We start from the raw sequence: 21,945 nt of genomic DNA on the forward strand, positions 1-21,945 counted from the left end.
GATCATTAAGACAAAAATGCATCAACAGGTGTATTCTCTATGCGGAATTAAAGTTTAAATATATTCAAAATGAAAAGAAATACCATCCATTGTTCACAAATCTAAATCACTTCACTTTTACTATCCCTCATTTATGGCTAAATTTACGTCACTAAAAGAAAGAAAATTTGAGCTCATTTATTGATGAATTGAACGATGCCCAAAAGGCCCCTGTTTTGCATAAAGACGGACCTTTAATGGTAATTGCCGGCGCTGGATCGGGTAAAACTCGTGTACTAACTTATAGAATTGCACACCTTATGGCGCAGGGTGTAGATTCTTTTAATATTCTATCCCTAACATTTACCAACAAGGCGGCTCGTGAAATGAAAGCACGTATTGCTCAAATTGTGGGGGCATCTGAAGCTAAAAACCTTTGGATGGGAACGTTCCACTCCGTTTTTGCCAAATTATTACGTATTGATGGTGATAAACTGGGCTACCCTGCCAATTTTACTATTTATGATACGCAAGATTCTCAGCGCTTATTAGCTTCTATCATTAAGGAAATGGGGCTTGACAAGGATATTTATAAATACAAACAGATTCAAAATAGAATTTCGTCATTTAAGAATAGCTTAATTACCGTAAAGGCTTACCGTAATGATCCAGATTTGGTAGAGCAGGATGCCATGGCAAAAAAGCCAAGAACAGGTGATATCTATGAAAATTATGTAGACCGTTGTTTTAAGGCGGGTGCAATGGATTTTGATGATTTACTATTGAGAACCAATGAGCTTTTAACATGCTACCCAGATGTGTTGGCAAAGTATCAAGATCGATTTAGATATATTTTGGTTGATGAGTACCAAGATACCAATCATTCGCAGTATTTGATTGTAAAGGCTTTGGCTGATCGTTTTCAAAATATATGCGTGGTAGGTGATGATGCACAGAGTATTTATTCATTTAGGGGAGCGAACATTAGTAATATTTTGAACTTTCAAAAAGATTACGATAATGTAGGGATGTACCGTTTAGAGCAGAACTACCGTTCTACACGAAACATTGTAAATGCTGCCAACTCCGTAATCGGTAAAAACCAAAATCAAATTGAAAAAGTAGTTTGGACGGATAATGATGATGGTCCCTCTATTAAAATTCATAGAAGTACTACAGATGCTGAAGAAGGTAGGTTTGTAGCAAATTCTATTTGGGAACATAGAATGCAGCAACAAATGACCAATGGTCAATTTTGTATATTATATAGAACAAACTCCCAATCTAGGGCTATGGAAGATGCCTTGCGTAAAAGAGATATTCCGTATCGTATTTATGGCGGACTCTCATTTTACCAACGTAAAGAGATAAAAGATGTGTTGTCTTACTTGCGTTTGGTCATTAATCCTAAAGATGAAGAAGCTTTAAAAAGGGTGATAAACTTTCCTGCTAGGGGAATTGGTGGTACTACTTTAGATAGATTAATTGTAGCTGCAAATCATTACAACCGTTCCATTTTTGAAGTAATGGAAAACATAGACCGTATAGATTTAAAAATTAATTCGGGTACTAAACGTAAGTTAACAGACTTTGTAACCATGATCAAGAGTTTTCAGGTCATGAACGAAACTGTAGATGCCTTTGCATTATCTGAACATGTAGCCAAAAAAACCGGTGTTCTTTTAGAATTTAAAAAAGACGGGACCCCAGAGGGTATTGGTAAAATGGAAAACATTGAGGAACTTTTAAATGGTATTAAGGATTTTGTTGAAGGCCAGAAAGAGATTGATGAAGCAACGGGAAATATTAGTGAGTTTTTAGAAGATGTTGCACTTGCTACCGATTTGGATAATGATACTGGTGATGACGATAGGGTTGCATTAATGACCATACACTTGGCAAAGGGACTAGAATTTCCGTACGTGTATATTGTTGGTATGGAAGAAGATTTGTTTCCGTCTGGTATGAGTATGAGCACCCGAAGTGAGCTGGAAGAGGAGCGTAGGTTGTTCTATGTTGCGTTGACCAGGGCTGAGAAACAAGCGTATTTGACATACACGCAAAATAGATATCGTTGGGGTAAATTAATAGACGCAGAACCTAGTCGTTTCTTAGAAGAGATAGACGAGAAATATGTGGAGAACCTTACACCAATTGATGGTGGGTACCGCTACAAATCTCTTATTAATGCCGATATTTTTGGTGAAGTAGATAAGAGCAGGTTGCGTCAAGAAAAACCAAAAAGGGGCACACCGCCAATAGTTGGTCAGCCAAATACAGGACAACTTAAAAAATTACGAAAATTAAAGCCTCAGCTATCAGAGCCTGTTGGTAATACAAATAAGATCGATCCAAATCTTACTGAAGGTTCATTGATTAATCATACTCGTTTTGGTCGTGGTAAGGTTGTAAAAATTGAAGGTGCCGGTAATGATAGAAAGGCAGAAATAATGTTCGATAAAGGCGATATTAAAAAACTATTGCTTCGCTTTGCTAAGTTAGAGGTATTGGGATAGTTTAGTTATATTTAATAACAGTAGGGTTTTAAACCTAAAGGCAATGGCAGAATTTATCAAAATATACGAAGAGAATCCCAATCCTAAAGAGATTAAAAGGGTAGTGGACGTATTGCGTAAAGGTGGCTTGGTTATCTATCCAACAGATACGGTTTACGGGTTGGGCTGTGATATTACGAACACCAAGGCATTGGAAAAAATTGCACGTATTAAAGGGGTGAAATTGGCAAAGGCCAATTGGTCCTTCATTTGTACCGATTTAAGCAATCTGTCAGATTATGTACGGCAAATTGATACTGCTACCTTTAAAATATTGAAAAGAGCTTTACCGGGTCCTTATACTTTTATATTACCCGGTAATAATAATCTTCCTAAAGAGTTTAAAAAGAAAAAAACCGTTGGTATTCGTGTTCCAGATAATAGCATAGTTAAAGCGCTGGTTGAAGAATTAGGTAACCCTATTGTTTCAACCTCTATTCGTGATGAAGATGATGTTTTAGAGTACACTACAGATCCCGAATTAATTTACGAGAAATGGGACAACCTTGTGGATATTGTAATTGACGGTGGTTATGGTGGTAATGTAGGATCCACTATAATAGATGTTTCTACAGGAGGTTTACCAGAAGTTATTCGTGAAGGAAAGGGTAGTTTAGATATTATTTAAAAGTTATACTTTAAACCAAGTCATAAAAAAAGCGGCTCTATTGAGCCGCTTTAATTTTATATGACAATCAGCAATTATTTGTTGATTGCAGGATCTTTCATTCCTTCTTCAATCATGCTATAGAACTGATCGATTTTTGGAAGAACAACGATACGAGTTCTTCTATTTTTAGATTTTTCTGTTGTAGAAACCGGTACATATTCCGCTCTACCAGCAGCAGTCATACGCTTAGGGTCTACATTGAAGTCTTTTTGTAAGATACGAACAACAGCAGTTGCACGCTTAACACTCAAATCCCAGTTATCCAATAAAGAACCGTTACCTCTGTAAGGTACGTCATCTGTATGACCTTCTACCATAAATTCGAAATCTGGCTTATTGTTTACCACTTTAGCAACTTTACCAAGAACTTCTTTTGCTCTTCTTGTAACGTTGTAGCTACCGCTGCTAAATAATAATTTGTCTGAAATTGATACGAAAACAACACCTTTTTCAACGCTGATTTCTATATCCTCATCATCCATATTACCAAGCACACCTTTTAAGCTCTGTACCAAAGAAAGGTTTACAGAATCTCTACGTGTAATAGCATCATTTAATTTACGGATAGTTAAATCTTTCTCTTGTAAACTCTCTAAAGATTTCTCTAAGTTCTCAGCACCTTTGGTAGTCAAAGTTGTTAAGTTGCCCATATTATTGATCAACTCTTGATTGTTTGCTTTTAAGAAAGCATTTTGATCTTCTAAAGTTTGAAGTCTAGATGAAGCTGTTGCTTTTTCTTCTAAACAATCATTTAATTTAACTGTAGCTGAATTCAATAAATCTTGTGCACTTTTATGTTTAGCTTCAAGATCTGCATACTTCTTTGAAGATACACATGATGAAAGTAAAAGCGTTACTCCAAGACATCCTAATAATACTTTTTTCATAATTCTATTCTATTATACTTGTTTAAGTGGTTTACTCTATTTTTCGCATCTAAGCGACTTCAAAATTATATAATTACAAAGTCACTTAGATGTGTTGTTAGTTAATCTTTTACTAAAATGTTAAAATTACTTATTCTATGTACGAAGTAAGACCATACAATAGACTTCGTAGCATAGTATTTTCTATGAAATTGTGTTTTTTCTCTCTTTTTATACATTTTTCCAAACTGTCTGTAAAAGCTTAAATGTGCCCTAAAAATAGCGAAAAAGTGTTTAAATCTTAACTGGAAAAGAAATCGTATTGCCGCAATACCATCTAACAGCAATCTCAAGAATATAATGATGAAAGCCTTTCTTCTAGGAAGATTCTTTGTAATCGAAAATAATGTATTCCTGAAGTTAAGGTATGTTTTTTTTGGGTTCATGTTACTTAATGTAGAACCACCTAAATGAAATACTTTAGAAGTGCTCACATAAAATATTTTGTAACCGTGGTTTTTAGCACGCCAGCATAAATCTACTTCTTCTTGGTGTGCAAAATAGTCTTCATCAAAACCATTTAGCTCTTGAAATACTTCTTTTTTAATAAACATGCATGCGCCTGTTGCCCAAAATATTTCTCGCACATCATCATATTGACCAACATCTTTCTCTAAGGTTTGAAAAACCCTTCCTCTACAGAACGGATAGCCCAACTGATCTATGAACCCACCAGCTGCACCCGCATATTCAAAATGATCTTTCTTAAGTAAATCTAGAATTTTTGGTTGTATGATTGCAGCTTCCGGAACCTTGTTAAAAGTATCTTTTATAGGTGTAAGCCAATTAGGTGAAACTTCTACATCTGAATTCAATAAACAAAAGATGTCTGCGTCTACATGTACCAAGGCATCATTATATCCTTTTGTAAACCCACCATTTTCTAAATTTTGAATAATTTTTACGGTTGGGTAGTTGTCTTTTACAAATGCAACGGAGCCGTCTGTGGAAGCATTATCCGCAACATATATATCTGCACCGGGAGAATAATTGATAACGGAAGGCAGGTACCTTTCTAAAAGCACTTCACCATTCCAATTTAATATGACTACAGCTATCTTCAAAACGATCGCAAATTAACGGCTAAAATCAGGAATTTCCTTCATAAATTCATATTTTTCCGCAATAAGGTCTGTTTGGCAGTAATAATGTGAGAGTCCGTTCGTAACCATTAAGTAAGTAGCGTTCAATTTAAAATTGTATTGTGCTATTTGATCAAATGTCATTTGAGATATAGAAACCTCGGGTGCCTTGCATTCTACAAGTATGTGCAGTTGACCGTTGGGTTTAAAAACAACCACATCATATCTTTTTTTTAATCCGTTAAGTGTAATTTGTTTTTCTACATTAATATAACTCATCGGATATTTCTTTTCCTGGATAAGAAACTGAACCACATGTTGCCGAACCCATTCTTCTGGAGTGAGTACCAAAAATTTTTTACGTATAACGTCAAAAATCAAGGTTCTATTTTCGCTATTTTTGACCCTGAAAGTGTAGCTAGGGAAATTTAGTGGCTGCATTATACAAAGTTGATGATTTTTTCTGAATGGATGAAGCTGTACAAATAGTCAATGGAATAAAGAAAGGGCAGATAAGCCCTATATATTTCCTTTATGGAGAAGAAGCTTATTTTATTGATAAAATTTCCGATTTTATAAGTGCCAATGTGTTGACCGAAGAAGAAAAGGGATTCAACCAAATGGTGCTTTATGGAAGAGATGTATCTATTGAAGATATTGTAGGCAATGCCAAACGTTATCCTATGATGGCAGAAAAGCAAGTGGTCATTGTAAAAGAAGCACAACACTTATCCCGTACTATAGAGAACCTATGTTCATATGCAGAAAACCCGCAACAATCTACAGTTCTTGTTATTTGTTATAAATACAAAAAGTTGGATAAGCGCAAGAAGCTACACAAGATTATAAAGAAGAACGGGGTAGTTTTTGAAAGCAAGAAATTATATGAAAATCAGGTAAGTGATTGGCTTAGAAAACATTTGGTGAGTCGTGGTTATACCATATCTCATAAAGCTGCTCTACTATTGGTAGAATATTTAGGAACGGATTTAGGTAAAATCAGTAAAGAACTAGACAAGTTAAAATTGGTTCTGCCAAAACAGACCGAAATCAATCCTCAGCATATAGAAGAACATATTGGTATAAGTAAAGATTATAATAATTTTGAGTTGAAAAGAGCTATTGGTGATAGAGATATTGTGAAGGCGACCAAAATTATTAATTATTTTGCCCAGAATCCAAAAGACAATCCTTTTATACTGACAATTACCCTATTACATTCGTTTTTTACGCAGTTATTACAGTATCATGGCCTTACGGATCATTCACCTAAAAATGTGGCGAGTGCATTACGCATAAACCCTTATTTTGTAAAAGAAATACAAACTGCCGCTAGAAATTACCCAATGAAGAAAGTAAGCGGAATTATCTCTAGTTTACGTGAAATGGATTTGAAAGGAAAAGGAGTAGGGACTACACCAATGAAAGAGGCAGACCTATTAAAAGAACTACTTTATAAAATAGCTTAGGGATTGTTTATTAATTAGTATTTAAGCGTTCTAACTTTGCTAAAAAATAGAAATACGGTCTTCATTTGAAAACCGTGCTGATTTAGTTTGAGGTTATTTATTTTTTGTCTATTCCAAATTTACCTGGTCCTACCAAAGAAATGGTTATAAAAGCTACTAAGTAAAACAATGCTTTTTCTTTTGTACTAAAATCATCGGCACCATGAGCTACAAATGCTGCGACTGCCATAGTAATTGCTGATGGTATTGCAGCCAAACGCGATTTAAAACCTATAATAATTAGAATAGGACAAATGAATTCGCCAATAACAGCTAAAAATAAAGAAGGGGCTGCTCCAATACCAAAAGGATCAGCAAATTGAAAATCTCCAGAAATTAATTTTTGAAATTTAGGAAGACCGTGTGTCAACATCATTGCTGAAATTGCAATTCTAAAAAAAGCTAAACCGATATCTTTTAATAAAGTGTTTTTCATTTTTGGGCATTATTTCCTTTAAAAGTATAGATTTTTTTTTGTTTTTCTGAAATATATTAAAGTATACTATAGGTAAGTTCTAGTTTTTTAGTAGTGAAATATAGAGGTTGCTTAGTTTTCAGTGAGTTAAGAATTAAGTAGAAAATATTAAATAAATTCATTTTTTTTGGGCGGAATATTAGGGTATAAAAAAATCCCATGTTTCATGGGATTTTTCTTACTTAAATTTAATTGTTTTCTATCTCAATTTAGGATAATCATTAGGTTTAACTTCATGCATAATTGCATATACCTTCTCAAAAATATCTTCTCTATTAGGTTTTGAGAAATAATCGCCATCAGAACCATATGCAGGTCTATGCGCTTTTGCACTTAACGTCTGTGGTGTGCTATCTAAATATTGAAAAGCACCTTGTTTTTCTATAATTTCATTCAGCAAATATGCAGAACATCCTCCAGGGACATCTTCGTCAATTACCAATAAACGGTTTGTTTTCTTTACGCTTTCCAATATTTCCATTTCAATGTCGAATGGTAGCAACGTTTGTGCATCTATAACTTCTGCATCAATGCCAACTTCAATCAATTCTTTGGCAGCTTTTTCAACGATACGTAGAGTAGAACCATAAGAAACTAGAGTGATATCACTACCTTCTTTAATTGTTTCAACTTTACCGATAGGTGTACAAAACTCACCTAGATTTTTTGGCTTCTTTTCTTTTAATCGGTATCCATTTAAGCTTTCTATAACCAATGCAGGTTCATCACTTTTTAAAAGTGTGTTGTAAAATCCGGCTGCTTGGGTCATATTTCTAGGTGCCAAAATGTACATACCTCTAAGTAAATGTATCAATCCGCCCATTTCTGAACCAGAATGCCATATGCCCTCAAGTCTGTGACCTCTTGTTCTAATGATTAACGGAGCTTTCTGCTTACCTGCAGTTCTGTATAGTAAAGTCGCTAAATCATCTGTAAGGGTGGATAAAGCATAAAAGATATAGTCTAAATATTGAATTTCAGCAATAGGTCTAAGACCTCTTAATGCCATGCCTATACCTTGCCCAATAATTGTTGTTTCGCGAATACCGGTATCTGCAACACGTATTTTACCGTATTTCTCCTGCATACCTTCAAGACCTTGGTTTACATCACCAATGGCGCCAGTATCTTCTCCAAAAATCAACGTATTCGGATATTTTTCAAATAGTTTGTCAAAATTATCTCTAAGGATAACTCTACCATCTACCAATTCGTTATCATCGCCGAATTCTGGTGTAATACCTGTAACGTTTGTAGCCTTGTTGTCGTTCTCACTATAAAGATGCGAACTATATTTATGTTGGGATTCTTCTAAAAAGTTAGCTGTCCAGTTTATTATGTCTTGCTTTTCCGGTGTATTTTCTCCAAGTAAATAGCGTAAAGATTTTCTAGCAGAAATAGCCAAATCTTTACGAAGGGGCTCTTCAGTAGCTATTAAATCATTTTTTAATTTATTGAGAAAATTCTTGTTAGGACTCTTAGAAGCAGCTTTTTCGATCAGATTCAATAAAACTGATTTTTCAGATAGATTATCCTTCAGATATTCGTCCCAAGCTTCTTTTTTAGCTTCTCTGACAGAGCGTTTAATTCTTTTTTCAATGGATGCTAGTTCTTCTGAAGTGGCAATACCAGACTCTAAGATCCACTCTTTAAAACGTTTGTTACAATCGTGGTCACGTTCCCATTCTAAACGTTCATTGTCTTTATAACGTTCATGTGATCCAGATGTAGAATGACCTTGTGGTTGTGTTAATTCATTTACATGAATAATGACCGGCACATGCTCTTGTCTGGCAATATCTGCCGCATTTTCATAAGCGTGCATTAATGCAGTGTAGTCCCAGCCGTTTACTCTTAAGATTTCATATCCTTTTTCATTTTCAGTTCTTTGAAAACCAGATAGGATCTCTGAAATATTTTCTTTTGTTGTATGGAATTTAGCTGGTACGGAAATGCCGTATTCATCATCCCAAATACTGATAACCATAGGAACTTGTAAGACACCGGCTGCATTTATAGTTTCAAAGAACATGCCTTCACTAGTACTTGCATTACCAATGGTACCCCATGCTATTTCGTTTCCGTTTACCGAAAATTTAGCACTGTCTAGACCTTCTTGGTTTCTATAAACTTTAGATGCTTGGGCCAGTCCTAAAAGACGTGGCATTTGCCCTGCAGTACACGAAATGTCTCCGCTACTGTTTTTTTGTTTAGTTAAATCTTTCCAACTTCCGTCCGCATTTAAACTATGCGTTAAAAAGTGACCGCCCATTTGCCTACCGGCACTCATAGGTTCTTTTTCTATATCTGTAGTAGCGTACAATGCGTGAAAGAATTCCTTAGGCTGTAATAGACCTAAGGCCATCATAAATGTTTGGTCTCTGTAATAACCGCTTCTAAAATCGCCATTTTTAAATGAACGGGCCATAGCTAACTGAGGTAGCTCTTTTCCGTCACCAAATATGCCGAATTTTGCTTTGCCTGTAAGAACTTCTTTTCTCCCCAATAAGCTACAAGTTCGGCTTAAAAAAGCGACTTCATAGTCATTGATAATTTGTTCTTTGAAATCTTCAAAAGAAATATCATTACTGGTTTTAGAAGAAACATCCATGTATTAAACGTGTTTTTACAAAATTACCTAATCAAGTACTTTTTAGCAACGCTGTAACCAGTTAATTTATTCCATATTTTTCAATAAAAGTGATATTATTTTGATAATATCTTAATTTTAACCAAATTTTCTATTGACCGTATTAGAATTTCTTAGTTTAAAACCATTTTCTTGTGAATAATCCTGTTAGGGTTTTTGGACTAACGGTAATAATAAATCTAATTCTTTCACCGTAGTTAGGCTGTGAAATTTCCCAACCATTATTTGAGTGTAAGGGTAGGTACAGTTCAAAGTAATCTGTAACTAAATTTAAACGAACACCAGAGTCATAAACGAATTTGCCTGCTCGATCTTTATTTTTTACCAATCCGGCATCCCCATATAATTCAATCCATTTCCAGAGATTAAAACTACCATTTACCGTTGCCATCCAATCATTAGAAAACCTGTATCGTTGGTCTAAGAAAGATTTAAATCCACCTTCGGCGATAATAATCTGTTGACTATAGATACCAGAATCTTCTGATCTTCCTAAATAGCCATAATCAAAAAGGTAATCGGTAGGTCTGTCTAATGCAAAACTGAAGAAATCTGTCTCTGTTTTATTGCTAAGAAATTTACCTGCAAAGAACCTTAAGTTCAGTTGCCTATTGTTTTCAAATAATTTTCGATACTCGTATTCAAAAGATAACTTACTGAAGTTGCCTGCTAGTTGAAAATCTGCAAACCAAGAGTTATAATCTAGTATGCCATTGTTTCTACTGGAATAACGTGCATTAAATACACTATAATCAGGATTTTCAGGGTCATTGGCTAAACTTAAAAGTGCAGGGTCAAAATCTCTAAAAATGTTTACATATCTAAAAGATAAAAACTCTCTTTTGTTCGATAATAAATCTGCAGGTCTAAAACCAAAGCTTACCGAGGGAGTTATAGATGAATATCTGGAGTTTTCATTAAAGTGAGATGTGCCGGCTCCTATGTTATATTGGGCAACATACAATCCGCTCTTACTTAGGTATTTTCTGTAACTGAATTTACCTGAACCAACAAAAGCTTTTTCTCTGAAAGAATAGGAGGGGGAGAAATCATAGACAAATGGTCTCTCTAATAAGGTTTTATTGTACAAACGCATTCCTGGGGTCCAGCCATCATAAACATTGAAACTTAATACAGGCACGTAGAAAACTTGATTGTAATATGGGTTTTCAGCATCTTTAAAGAAGGTGAACTTTAATTTTTTGTTACTTGATAGAAATCCTTTTAATGATTTCCAGTTGTCACGTTGATTAAATTCCGGTATCTTTTGGTCATAATTAAGAACTAGTCTATCTTCCTCTTTATTAGGTATAGAAAAGGTTTCTTCTAGCTCAATATCTTTAAACCAATATTCTGAAACTACAGAGTCTTTTTTAAGACCGAATACTGAAATAGGCACATTGGTACCTTCTTTATTTTTGATAGTTACTTGTAAAGAATCTGGCTCTTTTTTAACCTTCTTTATTTTAAAGTCTATTTTGCGATCGGTGGATACATAATCATTAAAAAACCAGTTGATATCTACATCGGTTGAACGTTTTAAAATAGATTCAAAGTCATGAACCTTTACGTTATTTAATTTAAAATATTTGAAAAAGGTTTTTATGCTTTCGTCTACATGTTCTTTTCCAATATAATCTGCTAAATAGGCTAAACCTAAACCTGCCTTATATTTATTTGCGATTTTTTGATTAAACTTAATTAGCGAATCATTTGAAGTCTCTAGTGCTTGATCTAAATTTTTACGTGCCGTTAAATTATATAGAAAGGAATATTGGTCGTTAAAATCCATCTTTGCCAATTCAAAACTTCTAAAGCCCCAAATTTTAGAAAGCTTACCCATTAACTTTTGATCTGGGTAGTATTTTTCTATATAAGCAATCATTAAATAATTTGCTATAGCACTGTTCAGCCATTGTTCTTTTCTTGGATTTAAGAACATTGTTTCTCTTAAAATGCTATTGATTGCCGTTTTTAAAAATTTCATTTCAAACTGAAACTGTTCTTTGTAGGGTCTTATAAAAGAGGGAAGTTGATTTATACCATAAAGCGGATCCTTATTATAATCTAGCTCACTAACCAAAATCTTTTCATGTGGGTAGTCACCAAGATTGTTGTGGATAAAATTTGCAACTTTGTTTATGGACAGACCTTGACCGATCGGACTATATCTTGGAGCTCTAAAATCTGTCAAAAACGTCATATATGGCGTTCTGTGGGTGAGAAAGTTTTTCTGGGTATTTAAAATGATTTCTCCGCCACGTTGCAGGTTTCCTTTTAATTGGGCGAATTGACCGTTTGGAAAAGATGCTTCTGATTCAACATCAAAATTGGAAGCTAAATATAGACTGTCTGGATACTTAAAGTTTATGACCGTATTGGTAACGTTCATATACATATCTTCAAGATTTTTGTTGGAGTATAAATGCCACTTGCCATCATAAACGACCGGTGTTAAATACCAATCTTTTAGATAATAATCTCCTTTGTTACCATAGCCATAGGGCGTATACTTATTTGGAGGTAATTTTACTTTATAGGTGATGAAAATTTTGGTTGACGCCTCAGGAGGAAGAATGTCGTTCAACGTTACCTTTAAAATATCCTTACCCTCTGTACGGCTCCATTCCAGTCCATTATAATCATCATCAACTACACTGATAATAGTTGTTTTTCCACGTTCATCGGCTTTTGCCAAATGAAGTGATTTTTTAAATTCTTGTGCAAACCTTTTTGCTAATCCGGTATTCTTATCTGAATAAGCATTTGCCCAATCATTGAAATAAATGACACCCAAATTGTAGTTAGACTTGTTGTAATAGGTGAATTCTTGCTTTATGTCTAACTCTTGGGTATACTCGTTTAAACTAACGGTCAGGTCAGTATTGTACTGGGCATAACCAACGGAAATATTGGTAGCCAAGAAAAAAAAACAGAAATAGAAAAAGGAATAAAATTTACGTTTCAAGGCTTGGATTAAAAATTAGGACTCATGCTGTGTCCTTTGTAAAAGGAATCTATAATCTCAACAACTTCTTCTTCTGTATCTACTATTTTGATAAGATTTAAATCTTCTGGACTTATATTGCCCATCTTCAACATGGTGCCTTTTACCCAGTCCATTAGACCTGTCCAAAATTCCCTACCAACCAATATAATAGGGAACTTACCTATTTTATGTGTTTGAATAAGAGTGATAGCTTCAAAAAGCTCATCTAATGTTCCAAAGCCGCCAGGCATTACAACGAACCCTTGAGAGTATTTTACGAACATAACTTTTCTCACAAAGAAGTAATCAAAATCTAAACTCTTGTCATTGTCAATATACGGATTGTCATGTTGCTCAAAAGGAAGGTCTATATTTAGACCCACTGAAGTTCCACCGGCAAGATTTGCACCTCTGTTACCCGCTTCCATAATACCTGGACCACCACCTGTAATAACACCGTAGCCTGCTTCTGCAATAGACTTGGCAATTGATACGGCCAGTTTGTAATATGGGTCTTCTTCTTTGGTTCTAGCAGAACCAAAAATAGATACGCACGGACCAATTTTACTCATACGCTCAAAACCGTTGACAAATTCGCCCATTATCTTAAAAATGGCCCAAGAGTCATTCGTTTTTATTTCGTTCCAGCCTTTGTGATGTTTTTCTGATCTCATTCTTTATTTTATATACTTATTAGATAGATTTATATCTAATTATCATTTTAATTCTCTCTTTAAAAACTTTGCGGTGTAGCTTTTCTTGTCTTTTGCCACTTGTTCCGGAGTTCCTTTTGCTACTAATTGTCCTCCAGATCGCCCACCTTCGTAACCTATATCAATGATGTAATCCACCATTTTTATGACGTCCATATTATGTTCAATTACCAGAACGGTATTTCCTTTGTCTGCTAATTTATTCAAAACTTCCATTAAAACCCGAATATCTTCAAAATGAAGTCCGGTTGTAGGTTCATCTAAAATATAGAACGTGTTTCCAGTATCTCTTTTAGATAATTCTGTGGCTAATTTTATACGTTGCGCTTCACCACCTGAAAGGGTAGTGGATTGCTGCCCAAGGGAAATATAACCTAAACCAACATCTTGTATGGTCTTTAACTTACGATGTATTTTAGGAATAAGTTCAAAAAATGATACCGCTTCGTTAATGGTCATTTCTAAAATATCTGAAATTGACTTGCCTTTGTAGCGTATTTCTAGGGTTTCTCTATTGAATCTTTTACCATTACAAGTTTCGCATTCTACATAAACATCGGGCAAGAAATTCATTTCTATGACACGAAGACCACCACCTTGGCAAGTCTCGCAACGACCGCCTTTGACATTAAAACTAAATCTACCCGGTTTATACCCCCTAATAGACGCTTCTGTAGTCTTTGCAAATAACGACCTTATTTCACTGAACACCCCGGTATATGTTGCAGGGTTAGATCGTGGTGTTCTACCAATGGGCGATTGATTAATGTCAATAACTTTATCTATGTGCTCAAGACCAGTAATTTTCTTATACGGCATTGGCTTTTTAACGCCATTGAAATAATGAGCGTTCATGATCGGGTAAAGTGTTTCGTTTATTAAAGTAGATTTTCCACTACCTGAAACTCCTGTTACCCCGATCATCTTACCTAAAGGGAATTTAACCGTTATGTTTTTTAAATTATTCCCCGTACAGCCAGATAATACAATTTCATTACCGTTGCCAGGTCTTCTCTTTTTAGGTACTTCAATTTCCTTAACACCGGTCATATAATCGGCGGTCAACGTATGTACATGCTTTAGCTGCTCTGGAGTACCTTCTGAAATGATTTCTCCACCGTTTTTGCCAGCTTTGGGTCCAATATCAATAACATGATCTGCACGCTCTATCATATCGCGGTCATGTTCCACTACAATTACAGAATTGCCTATATCTCTAAGAGATTCCAATGACTTGATCAGGCGTTCATTATCCCTTTGATGTAGACCGATGCTTGGTTCATCTAAAATATATAGCACACCTACCAGTTGTGAGCCAATTTGGGTTGCTAATCTAATTCGTTGTGCCTCACCACCGGAAAGCGATTTGGAACTTCTATTAAGAGATAAATAATCTAAACCAACATCTAATAGAAATTGAATTCTAGTACTGATCTCTTTGATAATTTCTTCGGCAATCTTAAGTTGATTACCACTAATTTTTTTATCTAAACCTTTAAAAAACGAAGCAAGTTCAACAATATCCAAATTTGCCAATTCGGCAATATTCTTATCTTCAATTTTAAAATAGAGCGATTCCTTCTTAAGGCGAAATCCAGTACATGACGGACAAATAATTTTGTCCATGTATTCTTTTGCCCACCTTTTTATAGACGTAGATGCTGCTTCTTCAAACTGATTTTTTATGAAATTTGAAATCCCCTCGTAATCAATTTTATAAGTGCGCTTAACCCCTAAGGATTTTGAGTCTACTTCAAAACTTTCCTTACCTCCGTTGAGAAGAATCTCAATGGCTGCAGCGGGAATCGTTTCAATGGGGTCCGTAATCTGAAATTGATAACGTTCTGCAATGGTTTCTATCTGCTTGAACGCCCATGATTTTTTATAATCGCCCAACGGAGCTATACCGCCACCTTTGATAGATAGTTTCTTGTTTGGAAATATTTTCTTCTCGTTAACCTCATAAACGTGACCTAAGCCCTTACAATTGGGGCACATGCCTTTGGGTGAGTTAAACGAAAAAGTGTTAGGTTCTGGGGTAGGATAAGAAATTCCTGTAGTAGGGCACATAAGGTCTCTACTAAAATAACGGGGAACATCTGCACCTTCTTCAAGTACCATTAATACGTTATCACCACTGTACATGGCCGTATTTATACTTTCAGATAATCGTTTATGAAAGTCTTCACTTTCTGCAACCTTTAGACGGTCAATTACAATTTCTATATCGTGGGTCTTATAACGATCCACTTTCATTCCTTTAACGATATCCTTTACTTCTCCATCTACCCTAACTTTTACAAATCCCTGTTTGGCAATTTGTTCAAAAAGTTCACGGTAGTGACCCTTTCTAGACTTAATTACGGGAGCAAGAATGTTTATTTTTTTATCGATGTAAGATTCAATGATCAAGTTTTTAATTTGCTCATCGCTATAACTCACCATCTTTTCGCCTGTATTGTAACTATGTGCATCCGCAGCACGGGCGTAAATCAATCTTAGAAAATCATAAATCTCAGTGATAGTACCTACAGTAGACCTTGGAGATTTTGAGGTCGTTTTTTGTTCAATGGCAATTACGGGTGATAGTCCGTCAATCTTATCAACATCCGGGCGTTCTAATCCTCCTAGAAATTGTCTTGCATACGCAGAAAAAGTTTCTATGTATCGTCTTTGTCCTTCAGCATAAATAGTATCAAAAGCCAAAGAAGATTTGCCACTACCAGACAAGCCGGTTATCACAACCAATTTATCTCGGGGAATGGTAACATCAATATTTTTAAGGTTATGAACGCGAGCGCCCTTAACTTCTATATTTTCTTCAAAATTAATCATGTATTCACAGCAAAGTTGCAAAAGTACGATTTTGAGTGCGAATTACATACGTTCCCTTTTAGTTTGAAATAGTACAATCTCTATATTTTTTAATGCAATAAGTAGACTGGGTATTTTATTCATGTAAAACCAATAAAGGTACAGAAGATTGAAAAGTTAACTGTTCTTTGGTAGGATTGAAGAATAGTTGTTGAAACAGGTTTAGGTTTTTTGCTGCCAAGGTTAGCATTTCAACACTATTTTCAACCAAATATGTGGCAATGGTCTCTTTAACGTTTAAACCTTGTATTTCTTTGAAGCAGTGAAAATCAGAAAACATTTCTTTTAAGTAATCGTGTAAATATGCTTTATTGGCGACTTGAACATTTGAAAAAGTAGTTTTGGTTTGATTAATATGTACCACATCTAATGTTGCATTGGATATTTGCAAAACTTCGGTCAAAGATTTAAGAATAGGGTAGGTATAAAAAATATTATAGTCTGTAGGGAAGCCAATTTTACTAGGCTTTTTTATTATAACCTTGTCAGATACCGTCAATACATTGCAAGGAACTTTAGTAATTACATTTATCGTATTATTTCCAAAAATGGTATGGTCTGGATTAGAAACACCTTTTGCACCCATAATGATTAAATCTATCTTCTTTTCAACTACAGTTTTTTTTATGATATCGGTAAAATTTCCATAATCCCTTAGGGCTATAAACTGATGTAAAACGTTCGTTTTTAGTTGAGCTAATTGTTCAAAAAAATGGCTTAGTTTATAGTCGGTAGATGATTGGTTTTCAAAGGTTTTTAGCGTTGTCGAATTCTTTGCTTGGGCTTTGTTGCTCAATTCCTCTACATGTAAAATGTAAAAAGTGCAATGGTCATAATTGAACAAACATGCCGCATAATTAAGGGCATTCCATGCATTTGCAGAGAAATCAGTGGGGATTAAGATATGTTTCATTCATATAAACTTACTACCCAAAAGTAATCTCTTCTTAAACGCTGATAAATGATATATATCAGATTTGAATTAATTTACATATTGTAAAGCCTTCAGTTCTACAATCTGAATGTTTCTGCCTTCTATAATAATAAGCCCTTCTTTTTTAAATCCAGATAGGGTACGAATGAGACTTTCGGTAGCGATGCCGGCAACACTGGCAAGGTCATTTCTAGAAATTCTTATTGGTTCATTTGGTTTTGTATTCATAATATCCGCAAACTGTAATAATGTCTGTGCTGTTTTTCTTCGTACTGAACTATAGGCCATTTGTAGTAATTGAGCTTTTATAACTGAAATATTCTCAGATAGCAGCTCCATTAATTCCAACGAAATATTTTTGTTCTCACTCAGTATTTCTTTCAGATTGTCTTTTGAAATACCAGCAAGCTCAACGGCTTCTAACGCGGTTGCGGATTCTTGATATGGAACATTGTTTAAGAAAGAGGTGAACCCTAGGAAATCATCTGCCTTAGATAATGAGGTAATTAGTTCTTTTCCATCGGTATCCATGCTGTAGCATTTTACCAATCCTTTTAAAACTAGGTAAATCTTGGTAGAGCGTGCGCCTTCTTCATAAATGTTTTCTCCTGGTTTAAAACTTGTTAGCTCTCCATTGTCATCAAAGAAGTTTTTAAGTTCGTGAACGGTACGCATTTCATTTTCAGACACACCGTGCTCTTTGGTGGTTTGATCTTGCATGCGTTTTATCAATTCTGCCTTTGCCAATCTGCTTTCAATGGCGCTCATAAGATCTTCTTCCTCAAAAGGTTTGGTAAGGTAATCATCGGCACCTAGATCCATTCCTTTTCTTATTTCTTTATGCTCTGTTTTTGCGGAAAGAAAAATAAAAGGTATCTGCTTTGTTTTTTCATTATTGGAAAGGTTTTCTAGAACTCCGTAACCATCAACCACCGGCATCATAATGTCACAGATAATTATGTCAGGGAGATTTTCAATTGCAGCATCAATGCCAATTTTTCCGTTTGGAGCTGTTAAGACGGTGTAACCAGAAAGTTCTAAAAGTTCTTCGGTATTTTCACGTAAAGCTTTGTCATCCTCTATCAGTAAAATTCTCTTCATCTTCTAGTTGGTTTTTAGTTTTGGGATACATAATGTAAACGTTGATCCAATATTTTCGGCACTTGTAAATTCTAGGCTTCCTCCTAAATTTTCAATATGCTGTTTTGCAATGTTTAACCCAATACCCGTGCCCTGGGTCAATAAAGCGTTCTCTGCTCTAAAATATCGATTAAATATATGTTTTTGGTCTTCTTCTGGTATACCAATACCTTTGTCAATCACATTAATAGCAAAACCGGTATCCTCTATGTCTACTTTTATATCAATTGTAGTGTCTTCTGGCGAGTACTTAATGGCATTGTGTATTAAGTTGGACAATGCCAGTTCTAATGTCTTCTCATCGAACTGTATGTTTAATTCGTCAATATTTTCCGGGTAATGTATTTGCTGACCTGATTTTAACAGCATATTACTATTGTAAACAACTTCATTGACAATTTTACTTAATGCAAACTCTTCAACTTTATAGTTTACTTTGCCCGACTCTAGGCGCTCTACAGATAAAAAATCGTTGAGAATAGTATCTAGGTATTTTACTTTGTTTTTTATGGTGATTACGTGTTTGTCCCTTTTAGGTTGTTGGTCTGTTTGAGTATATTTTCCAAGTAGGGTAATAGAGGTGAGAATGCTACTTAAAGGGGTTTTGAATTCATGTGAAACTAGTGATAGAAATCTAGTTTTTAGTTCATTAAGTTCTTTTTCAACTGCTAATGCCTCGGTTAATTGCTGGGTGCGTTCTTCAACAATATTCTCTAAATTTTCAGTGTAGTTCTTACGTTCGGTAATATCCAAAATGAAAGCTACAAATACCCTTTTCTTGCCTAAATTTGATAATTGTAGATGAACTTCTACAGGGTATGTGGTGCCGTCTTTTCTACCGTGTTTAGTTTCAAACTTAACCTTTGCTGTTTCATCATTTAATAACGGAGAAATCAATGTATTAAATTGTACTTCATTTAGCTCTGGTTTAATATCGACAGGAGTCATTTTATACAATTCATCTATGGAATATCCAATATTTCTTTGTGCTTCCTTATTGACATTTAAAAATTTAAAAGTATCTGTTTCAAAGACAAAGATTTCATTTAAAGATTCATCAAAAATACGTGCCCAATGACTTAGTTCTTCTTCTTTGTTCTTACGTTCGGTAATATCAATGACCAAGGCCATCACATAGGTTGAGCCATAAAATTCAAAAGGATTTAACCCGGCTTCTACAGGAAACTCTTTTCCGTCTTTACAAACACCATATAGGTTTCTACCGTGACCCATTTGGCGTTTGTCACTTTTTGCTATAAATTTTTCTACATGTGCTTCATGGCCAGAATGGTATCTTTTTGGGATAAGGACATCTAGCGGTTTTCCTAATAATTCTCCTTTTTCATAACCAAACATTTGCTCAGAAGAAGTGTTGGTGGCCACTACAATTTGATTGGAGTCTACCACGATAATACCTTCAGAAACACCTTCTGATAGTAAATTGAATATGTCGCTGTTTTCCTGAAAATCCTGCATATATCAAATATATCAATTACGACTGATTTTTATCATATGAAAAGTACATGTTCCTTTATATTTTTACTTAAGAATAGATTAAAATAAGATATAATGGAAAACACTGCGAAGACAATGAACGGGCTATATGAAAGTTTAGGAAAACTCTTTTATGCTGTTGCTAAAAGTGATGGAACCGTACATGATAATGAATGGGATAAAGTAAAAGAGTATGTAAAAGAAGATTGGCTATATGTAGATGATTTTACCGATCGTTATGGTACAGATGCTGCAAACCAAATTGAAATTGTATTTAATGTTCTAACAGAGACCGAAAAAGAAAGTAAAGAGTGTTTTGGAGAATTTGTAGATTTCTATAAAGAACATCCTCATGCTTTTTCTGATGAAATAAAAGCCTTGACCAAAAAAACAGCCAAGGCTATTGCGAATTCATTTGCTGGAAACAACAAATCTGAACTTGTGCTTTTAGCAAAGATTAAATTGTTATTGAATTAAAACTATTTCATAAGCTTTTTAATATCTGGATCGGCATAAATTTTCTGTACCATATCACTATATAGACTCGTGAATTTCTCATTTTGGGCCAAGTTGCCAAATAAAGATTCTTGTTTAATAAATGCAAGAGGGTCTTCGTTGGTCTTACTTGCAGCTTGGTGCAACTGATCTTGCAGGGCGTCAATAATTTCAATGGATTCACCATTTTTATTTACCCCCTTGTCACTATAATAGCACCATGCTGCTATAACCAATGTGGCATGTTTAATGTTTCCGCCGTTTGTTAAATTATCTTGAATGGTAGCGATTAAGAATTTTGGCAATTTAGCGGAACTCTCAGAGCAAATACGACTAACGCTGTCCTTTATGTTAGGGTTGGCAAAACGTTCTTGTAAACTGTCTTTGTAGGCTGATAAATCTATACCTTCTAGTTTGTCTAAAACGGGTGTAGCTTCCTTATCCATAAATGCTCTTAAGTAGGAAACGAACAGATCATCTTCCATACACGCATTTATAGTTGGGTGACCATGTATTGCTCCTAAAAGCCCAAGAACGGAATGACCTGCGTTTAAAAGACGCAATTTCATTTTTTCATAAGGCTTCACATCTGGTACAAACTGCACGCCTACTTTTTCAAATTCTGGTCTACCGTTAGAGAAATTATCTTCAATGACCCATTGAATAAATGGTTCGCAAGTCACTGGCCATTCATCTTTAAGATCGTATGTATTCTCTAAATAGTCAATATCTGCTTGCGTAGTAACGGGAGTAATACGATCCACCATACTGTTGGGGAAACTTACTTCCTGTTCTATATATGCCGCTAACTCTGCATCTTGTTTTTGTGCAAATGTCAATAACATCTCTTTTGCAACATCTCCATTATGTTGAATATTGTCGCAAGACATTACCGTAAAGGCAGGTAATCCGTCTTCTTTTCTTTTTTTTATGGCAGCGGTTAAAAATCCGTATATGGTTTTAGGGTCGTTTGGATGCTGTAATTCGTGCTGTACATCTGCATTTTCAAAATCGAATTCACCCGTTGCCGGATTAAAGTTATAGCCACCTTCAGTAATGGTTAAGGACACTATTTTTGTATCAGGATGCGCCATTTGATCGATTACCAACTTGGGAGTATCATACCCTAATTTAAAGTCGATAATGGAGCCAATTACTTGAGAATCTATTTTACCATCCGGATGCTTAACAATCAAAGTGTACATGCCGTCCTGTTTCTGAAGTACGTCATGGATTTTTTGATCTCCCTTTCGTAACCCTATACCGCAAATACCCCATTCAGAAGCATTTTCTTTTTCTTGAAGCAAGTGTGTGTAAAAAGCTTGGTGAGCTCTATGAAAACCACCAACACCAACGTGAACGATACCTACTTTAAGTGAAGTTCTATCAAATGTAGGGGTAGGTAATTGTTTGCTTATTTCTGCTAAATTTTCATTATTCAGCATGATTTCTTTTGTCATT

The 21,945-nt window shown here is 35.0% G+C and carries 16 protein-coding genes; 4 read left to right on the forward strand and 12 right to left on the reverse strand.

What is annotated here, in order from left to right; translation table 11 throughout:
- Positions 1-167: 167 nt before the first annotated feature.
- Both P177_RS08610 and P177_RS08615 read left to right on the forward strand, forming a co-directional pair.
- Positions 168-2,495: an ATP-dependent helicase gene (locus P177_RS08610; protein ID WP_036153945.1), complete on the forward strand. Its 2,328-nt coding sequence runs from the start codon at positions 168-170 to the stop codon at positions 2,493-2,495.
- Positions 2,496-2,538: 43 nt separating this feature from the next.
- On the forward strand, positions 2,539-3,162 hold the full coding sequence (locus P177_RS08615; RefSeq protein ID WP_036153947.1) for an L-threonylcarbamoyladenylate synthase: 624 nt from the start codon (positions 2,539-2,541) through the stop codon (positions 3,160-3,162).
- A gap of 74 nt (positions 3,163-3,236) precedes the next feature.
- Here P177_RS08615 and P177_RS08620 read toward each other — a convergent pair whose 3' ends face one another.
- The 3 genes from P177_RS08620 to P177_RS08630 form a co-directional block, all read right to left on the reverse strand.
- Entirely contained in the window at positions 3,237-4,091 is an 855-nt protein-coding gene (locus P177_RS08620; protein WP_036153949.1) for an OmpA family protein, read from the reverse strand.
- A gap of 101 nt (positions 4,092-4,192) precedes the next feature.
- Complete coding sequence (locus P177_RS08625) at positions 4,193-5,194, reverse strand: glycosyltransferase family 2 protein (protein ID WP_036153951.1); 1,002 nt, start codon at positions 5,192-5,194, stop codon at positions 4,193-4,195.
- 12 nt (positions 5,195-5,206) lie between these two features.
- Positions 5,207-5,653, reverse strand: coding sequence for a type I restriction enzyme HsdR N-terminal domain-containing protein (locus tag P177_RS08630; protein ID WP_036153953.1), 447 nt, complete (start codon positions 5,651-5,653; stop codon positions 5,207-5,209).
- 26 nt (positions 5,654-5,679) lie between these two features.
- On the opposite strand from P177_RS08630, the gene holA reads away from it, so the two are divergent.
- On the forward strand, positions 5,680-6,681 hold the full coding sequence (gene holA, locus P177_RS08635; RefSeq protein WP_036153955.1) for a DNA polymerase III subunit delta: 1,002 nt from the start codon (positions 5,680-5,682) through the stop codon (positions 6,679-6,681).
- A gap of 97 nt (positions 6,682-6,778) precedes the next feature.
- On the opposite strand, the gene P177_RS08640 is transcribed toward holA, so the two are convergent.
- The 8 genes from P177_RS08640 to P177_RS08675 all read right to left on the reverse strand — a co-directional run bounded on the left by P177_RS08640 (position 6,779) and on the right by P177_RS08675 (position 19,971).
- Positions 6,779-7,156, reverse strand: a complete 378-nt coding sequence (locus P177_RS08640) for a DoxX family protein (RefSeq protein ID WP_036153957.1) — start codon at positions 7,154-7,156, stop codon at positions 6,779-6,781.
- Positions 7,157-7,394: 238 nt separating this feature from the next.
- Complete coding sequence (locus P177_RS08645) at positions 7,395-9,806, reverse strand: alpha-ketoacid dehydrogenase subunit alpha/beta (RefSeq protein WP_036153960.1); 2,412 nt, start codon at positions 9,804-9,806, stop codon at positions 7,395-7,397.
- 157 nt (positions 9,807-9,963) lie between these two features.
- Positions 9,964-12,813: a M1 family aminopeptidase gene (locus P177_RS08650; RefSeq protein ID WP_316930789.1), complete on the reverse strand. Its 2,850-nt coding sequence runs from the start codon at positions 12,811-12,813 to the stop codon at positions 9,964-9,966.
- A gap of 8 nt (positions 12,814-12,821) precedes the next feature.
- A complete protein-coding gene (locus P177_RS08655; RefSeq protein ID WP_036153962.1) occupies positions 12,822-13,508 on the reverse strand; it encodes an LOG family protein in 687 nt (228 codons plus the stop codon).
- Positions 13,509-13,550: 42 nt separating this feature from the next.
- Positions 13,551-16,382, reverse strand: coding sequence for an excinuclease ABC subunit UvrA (uvrA, locus tag P177_RS08660; protein ID WP_036153964.1), 2,832 nt, complete (start codon positions 16,380-16,382; stop codon positions 13,551-13,553).
- Positions 16,383-16,497: 115 nt separating this feature from the next.
- Positions 16,498-17,334: a universal stress protein gene (locus P177_RS08665; protein WP_036153966.1), complete on the reverse strand. Its 837-nt coding sequence runs from the start codon at positions 17,332-17,334 to the stop codon at positions 16,498-16,500.
- Positions 17,335-17,403: 69 nt separating this feature from the next.
- A complete protein-coding gene (locus tag P177_RS08670; protein WP_036153967.1) occupies positions 17,404-18,456 on the reverse strand; it encodes a response regulator in 1,053 nt (350 codons plus the stop codon).
- Positions 18,457-18,459: 3 nt separating this feature from the next.
- Entirely contained in the window at positions 18,460-19,971 is a 1,512-nt protein-coding gene (locus P177_RS08675) for a sensor histidine kinase (RefSeq protein ID WP_036153969.1), read from the reverse strand.
- 93 nt (positions 19,972-20,064) lie between these two features.
- Between P177_RS08675 and P177_RS08680 the strand changes: the two genes are divergently transcribed.
- The gene (locus P177_RS08680; RefSeq protein ID WP_036153971.1) at positions 20,065-20,466 is read left to right on the forward strand and encodes a hypothetical protein; all 402 of its coding nucleotides are present in this window, start codon (positions 20,065-20,067) and stop codon (positions 20,464-20,466) included.
- Positions 20,467-20,468: 2 nt separating this feature from the next.
- On the opposite strand, the gene P177_RS08685 is transcribed toward P177_RS08680, so the two are convergent.
- A complete protein-coding gene (locus P177_RS08685) occupies positions 20,469-21,944 on the reverse strand; it encodes a mannitol dehydrogenase family protein (RefSeq protein WP_036153973.1) in 1,476 nt (491 codons plus the stop codon).
- Position 21,945 lies beyond the last annotated feature (1 nt).

Origin of the sequence: Maribacter forsetii DSM 18668 (assembly GCF_000744105.1) — a bacterium.
Classification (GTDB): domain Bacteria; phylum Bacteroidota; class Bacteroidia; order Flavobacteriales; family Flavobacteriaceae; genus Maribacter; species Maribacter forsetii.

Bases quoted from the DNA above. Each gene is read 5' to 3' on its own strand.
- P177_RS08680 (WP_036153971.1), top strand. From the start codon at position 20,065: ATGGAAAACACTGCGAAGACAATGAACGGGCTATATGAAAGTTTAGGA.
- P177_RS08665 (WP_036153966.1), bottom strand. From the start codon at position 17,334: ATGAAACATATCTTAATCCCCACTGATTTCTCTGCAAATGCATGGAAT.
- P177_RS08615 (WP_036153947.1), top strand. From the start codon at position 2,539: ATGGCAGAATTTATCAAAATATACGAAGAGAATCCCAATCCTAAAGAG.
- P177_RS08655 (WP_036153962.1), bottom strand. From the start codon at position 13,508: ATGAGATCAGAAAAACATCACAAAGGCTGGAACGAAATAAAAACGAAT.
- P177_RS08685 (WP_036153973.1), bottom strand. From the start codon at position 21,944: ATGACAAAAGAAATCATGCTGAATAATGAAAATTTAGCAGAAATAAGC.
- holA (WP_036153955.1), top strand. From the start codon at position 5,680: ATGGATGAAGCTGTACAAATAGTCAATGGAATAAAGAAAGGGCAGATA.
- P177_RS08675 (WP_036153969.1), bottom strand. From the start codon at position 19,971: ATGCAGGATTTTCAGGAAAACAGCGACATATTCAATTTACTATCAGAA.
- P177_RS08645 (WP_036153960.1), bottom strand. From the start codon at position 9,806: ATGGATGTTTCTTCTAAAACCAGTAATGATATTTCTTTTGAAGATTTC.
- P177_RS08620 (WP_036153949.1), bottom strand. From the start codon at position 4,091: ATGAAAAAAGTATTATTAGGATGTCTTGGAGTAACGCTTTTACTTTCA.
- P177_RS08640 (WP_036153957.1), bottom strand. From the start codon at position 7,156: ATGAAAAACACTTTATTAAAAGATATCGGTTTAGCTTTTTTTAGAATT.
- P177_RS08630 (WP_036153953.1), bottom strand. From the start codon at position 5,653: ATGCAGCCACTAAATTTCCCTAGCTACACTTTCAGGGTCAAAAATAGC.
- P177_RS08670 (WP_036153967.1), bottom strand. From the start codon at position 18,456: ATGAAGAGAATTTTACTGATAGAGGATGACAAAGCTTTACGTGAAAAT.
- uvrA (WP_036153964.1), bottom strand. From the start codon at position 16,382: ATGATTAATTTTGAAGAAAATATAGAAGTTAAGGGCGCTCGCGTTCAT.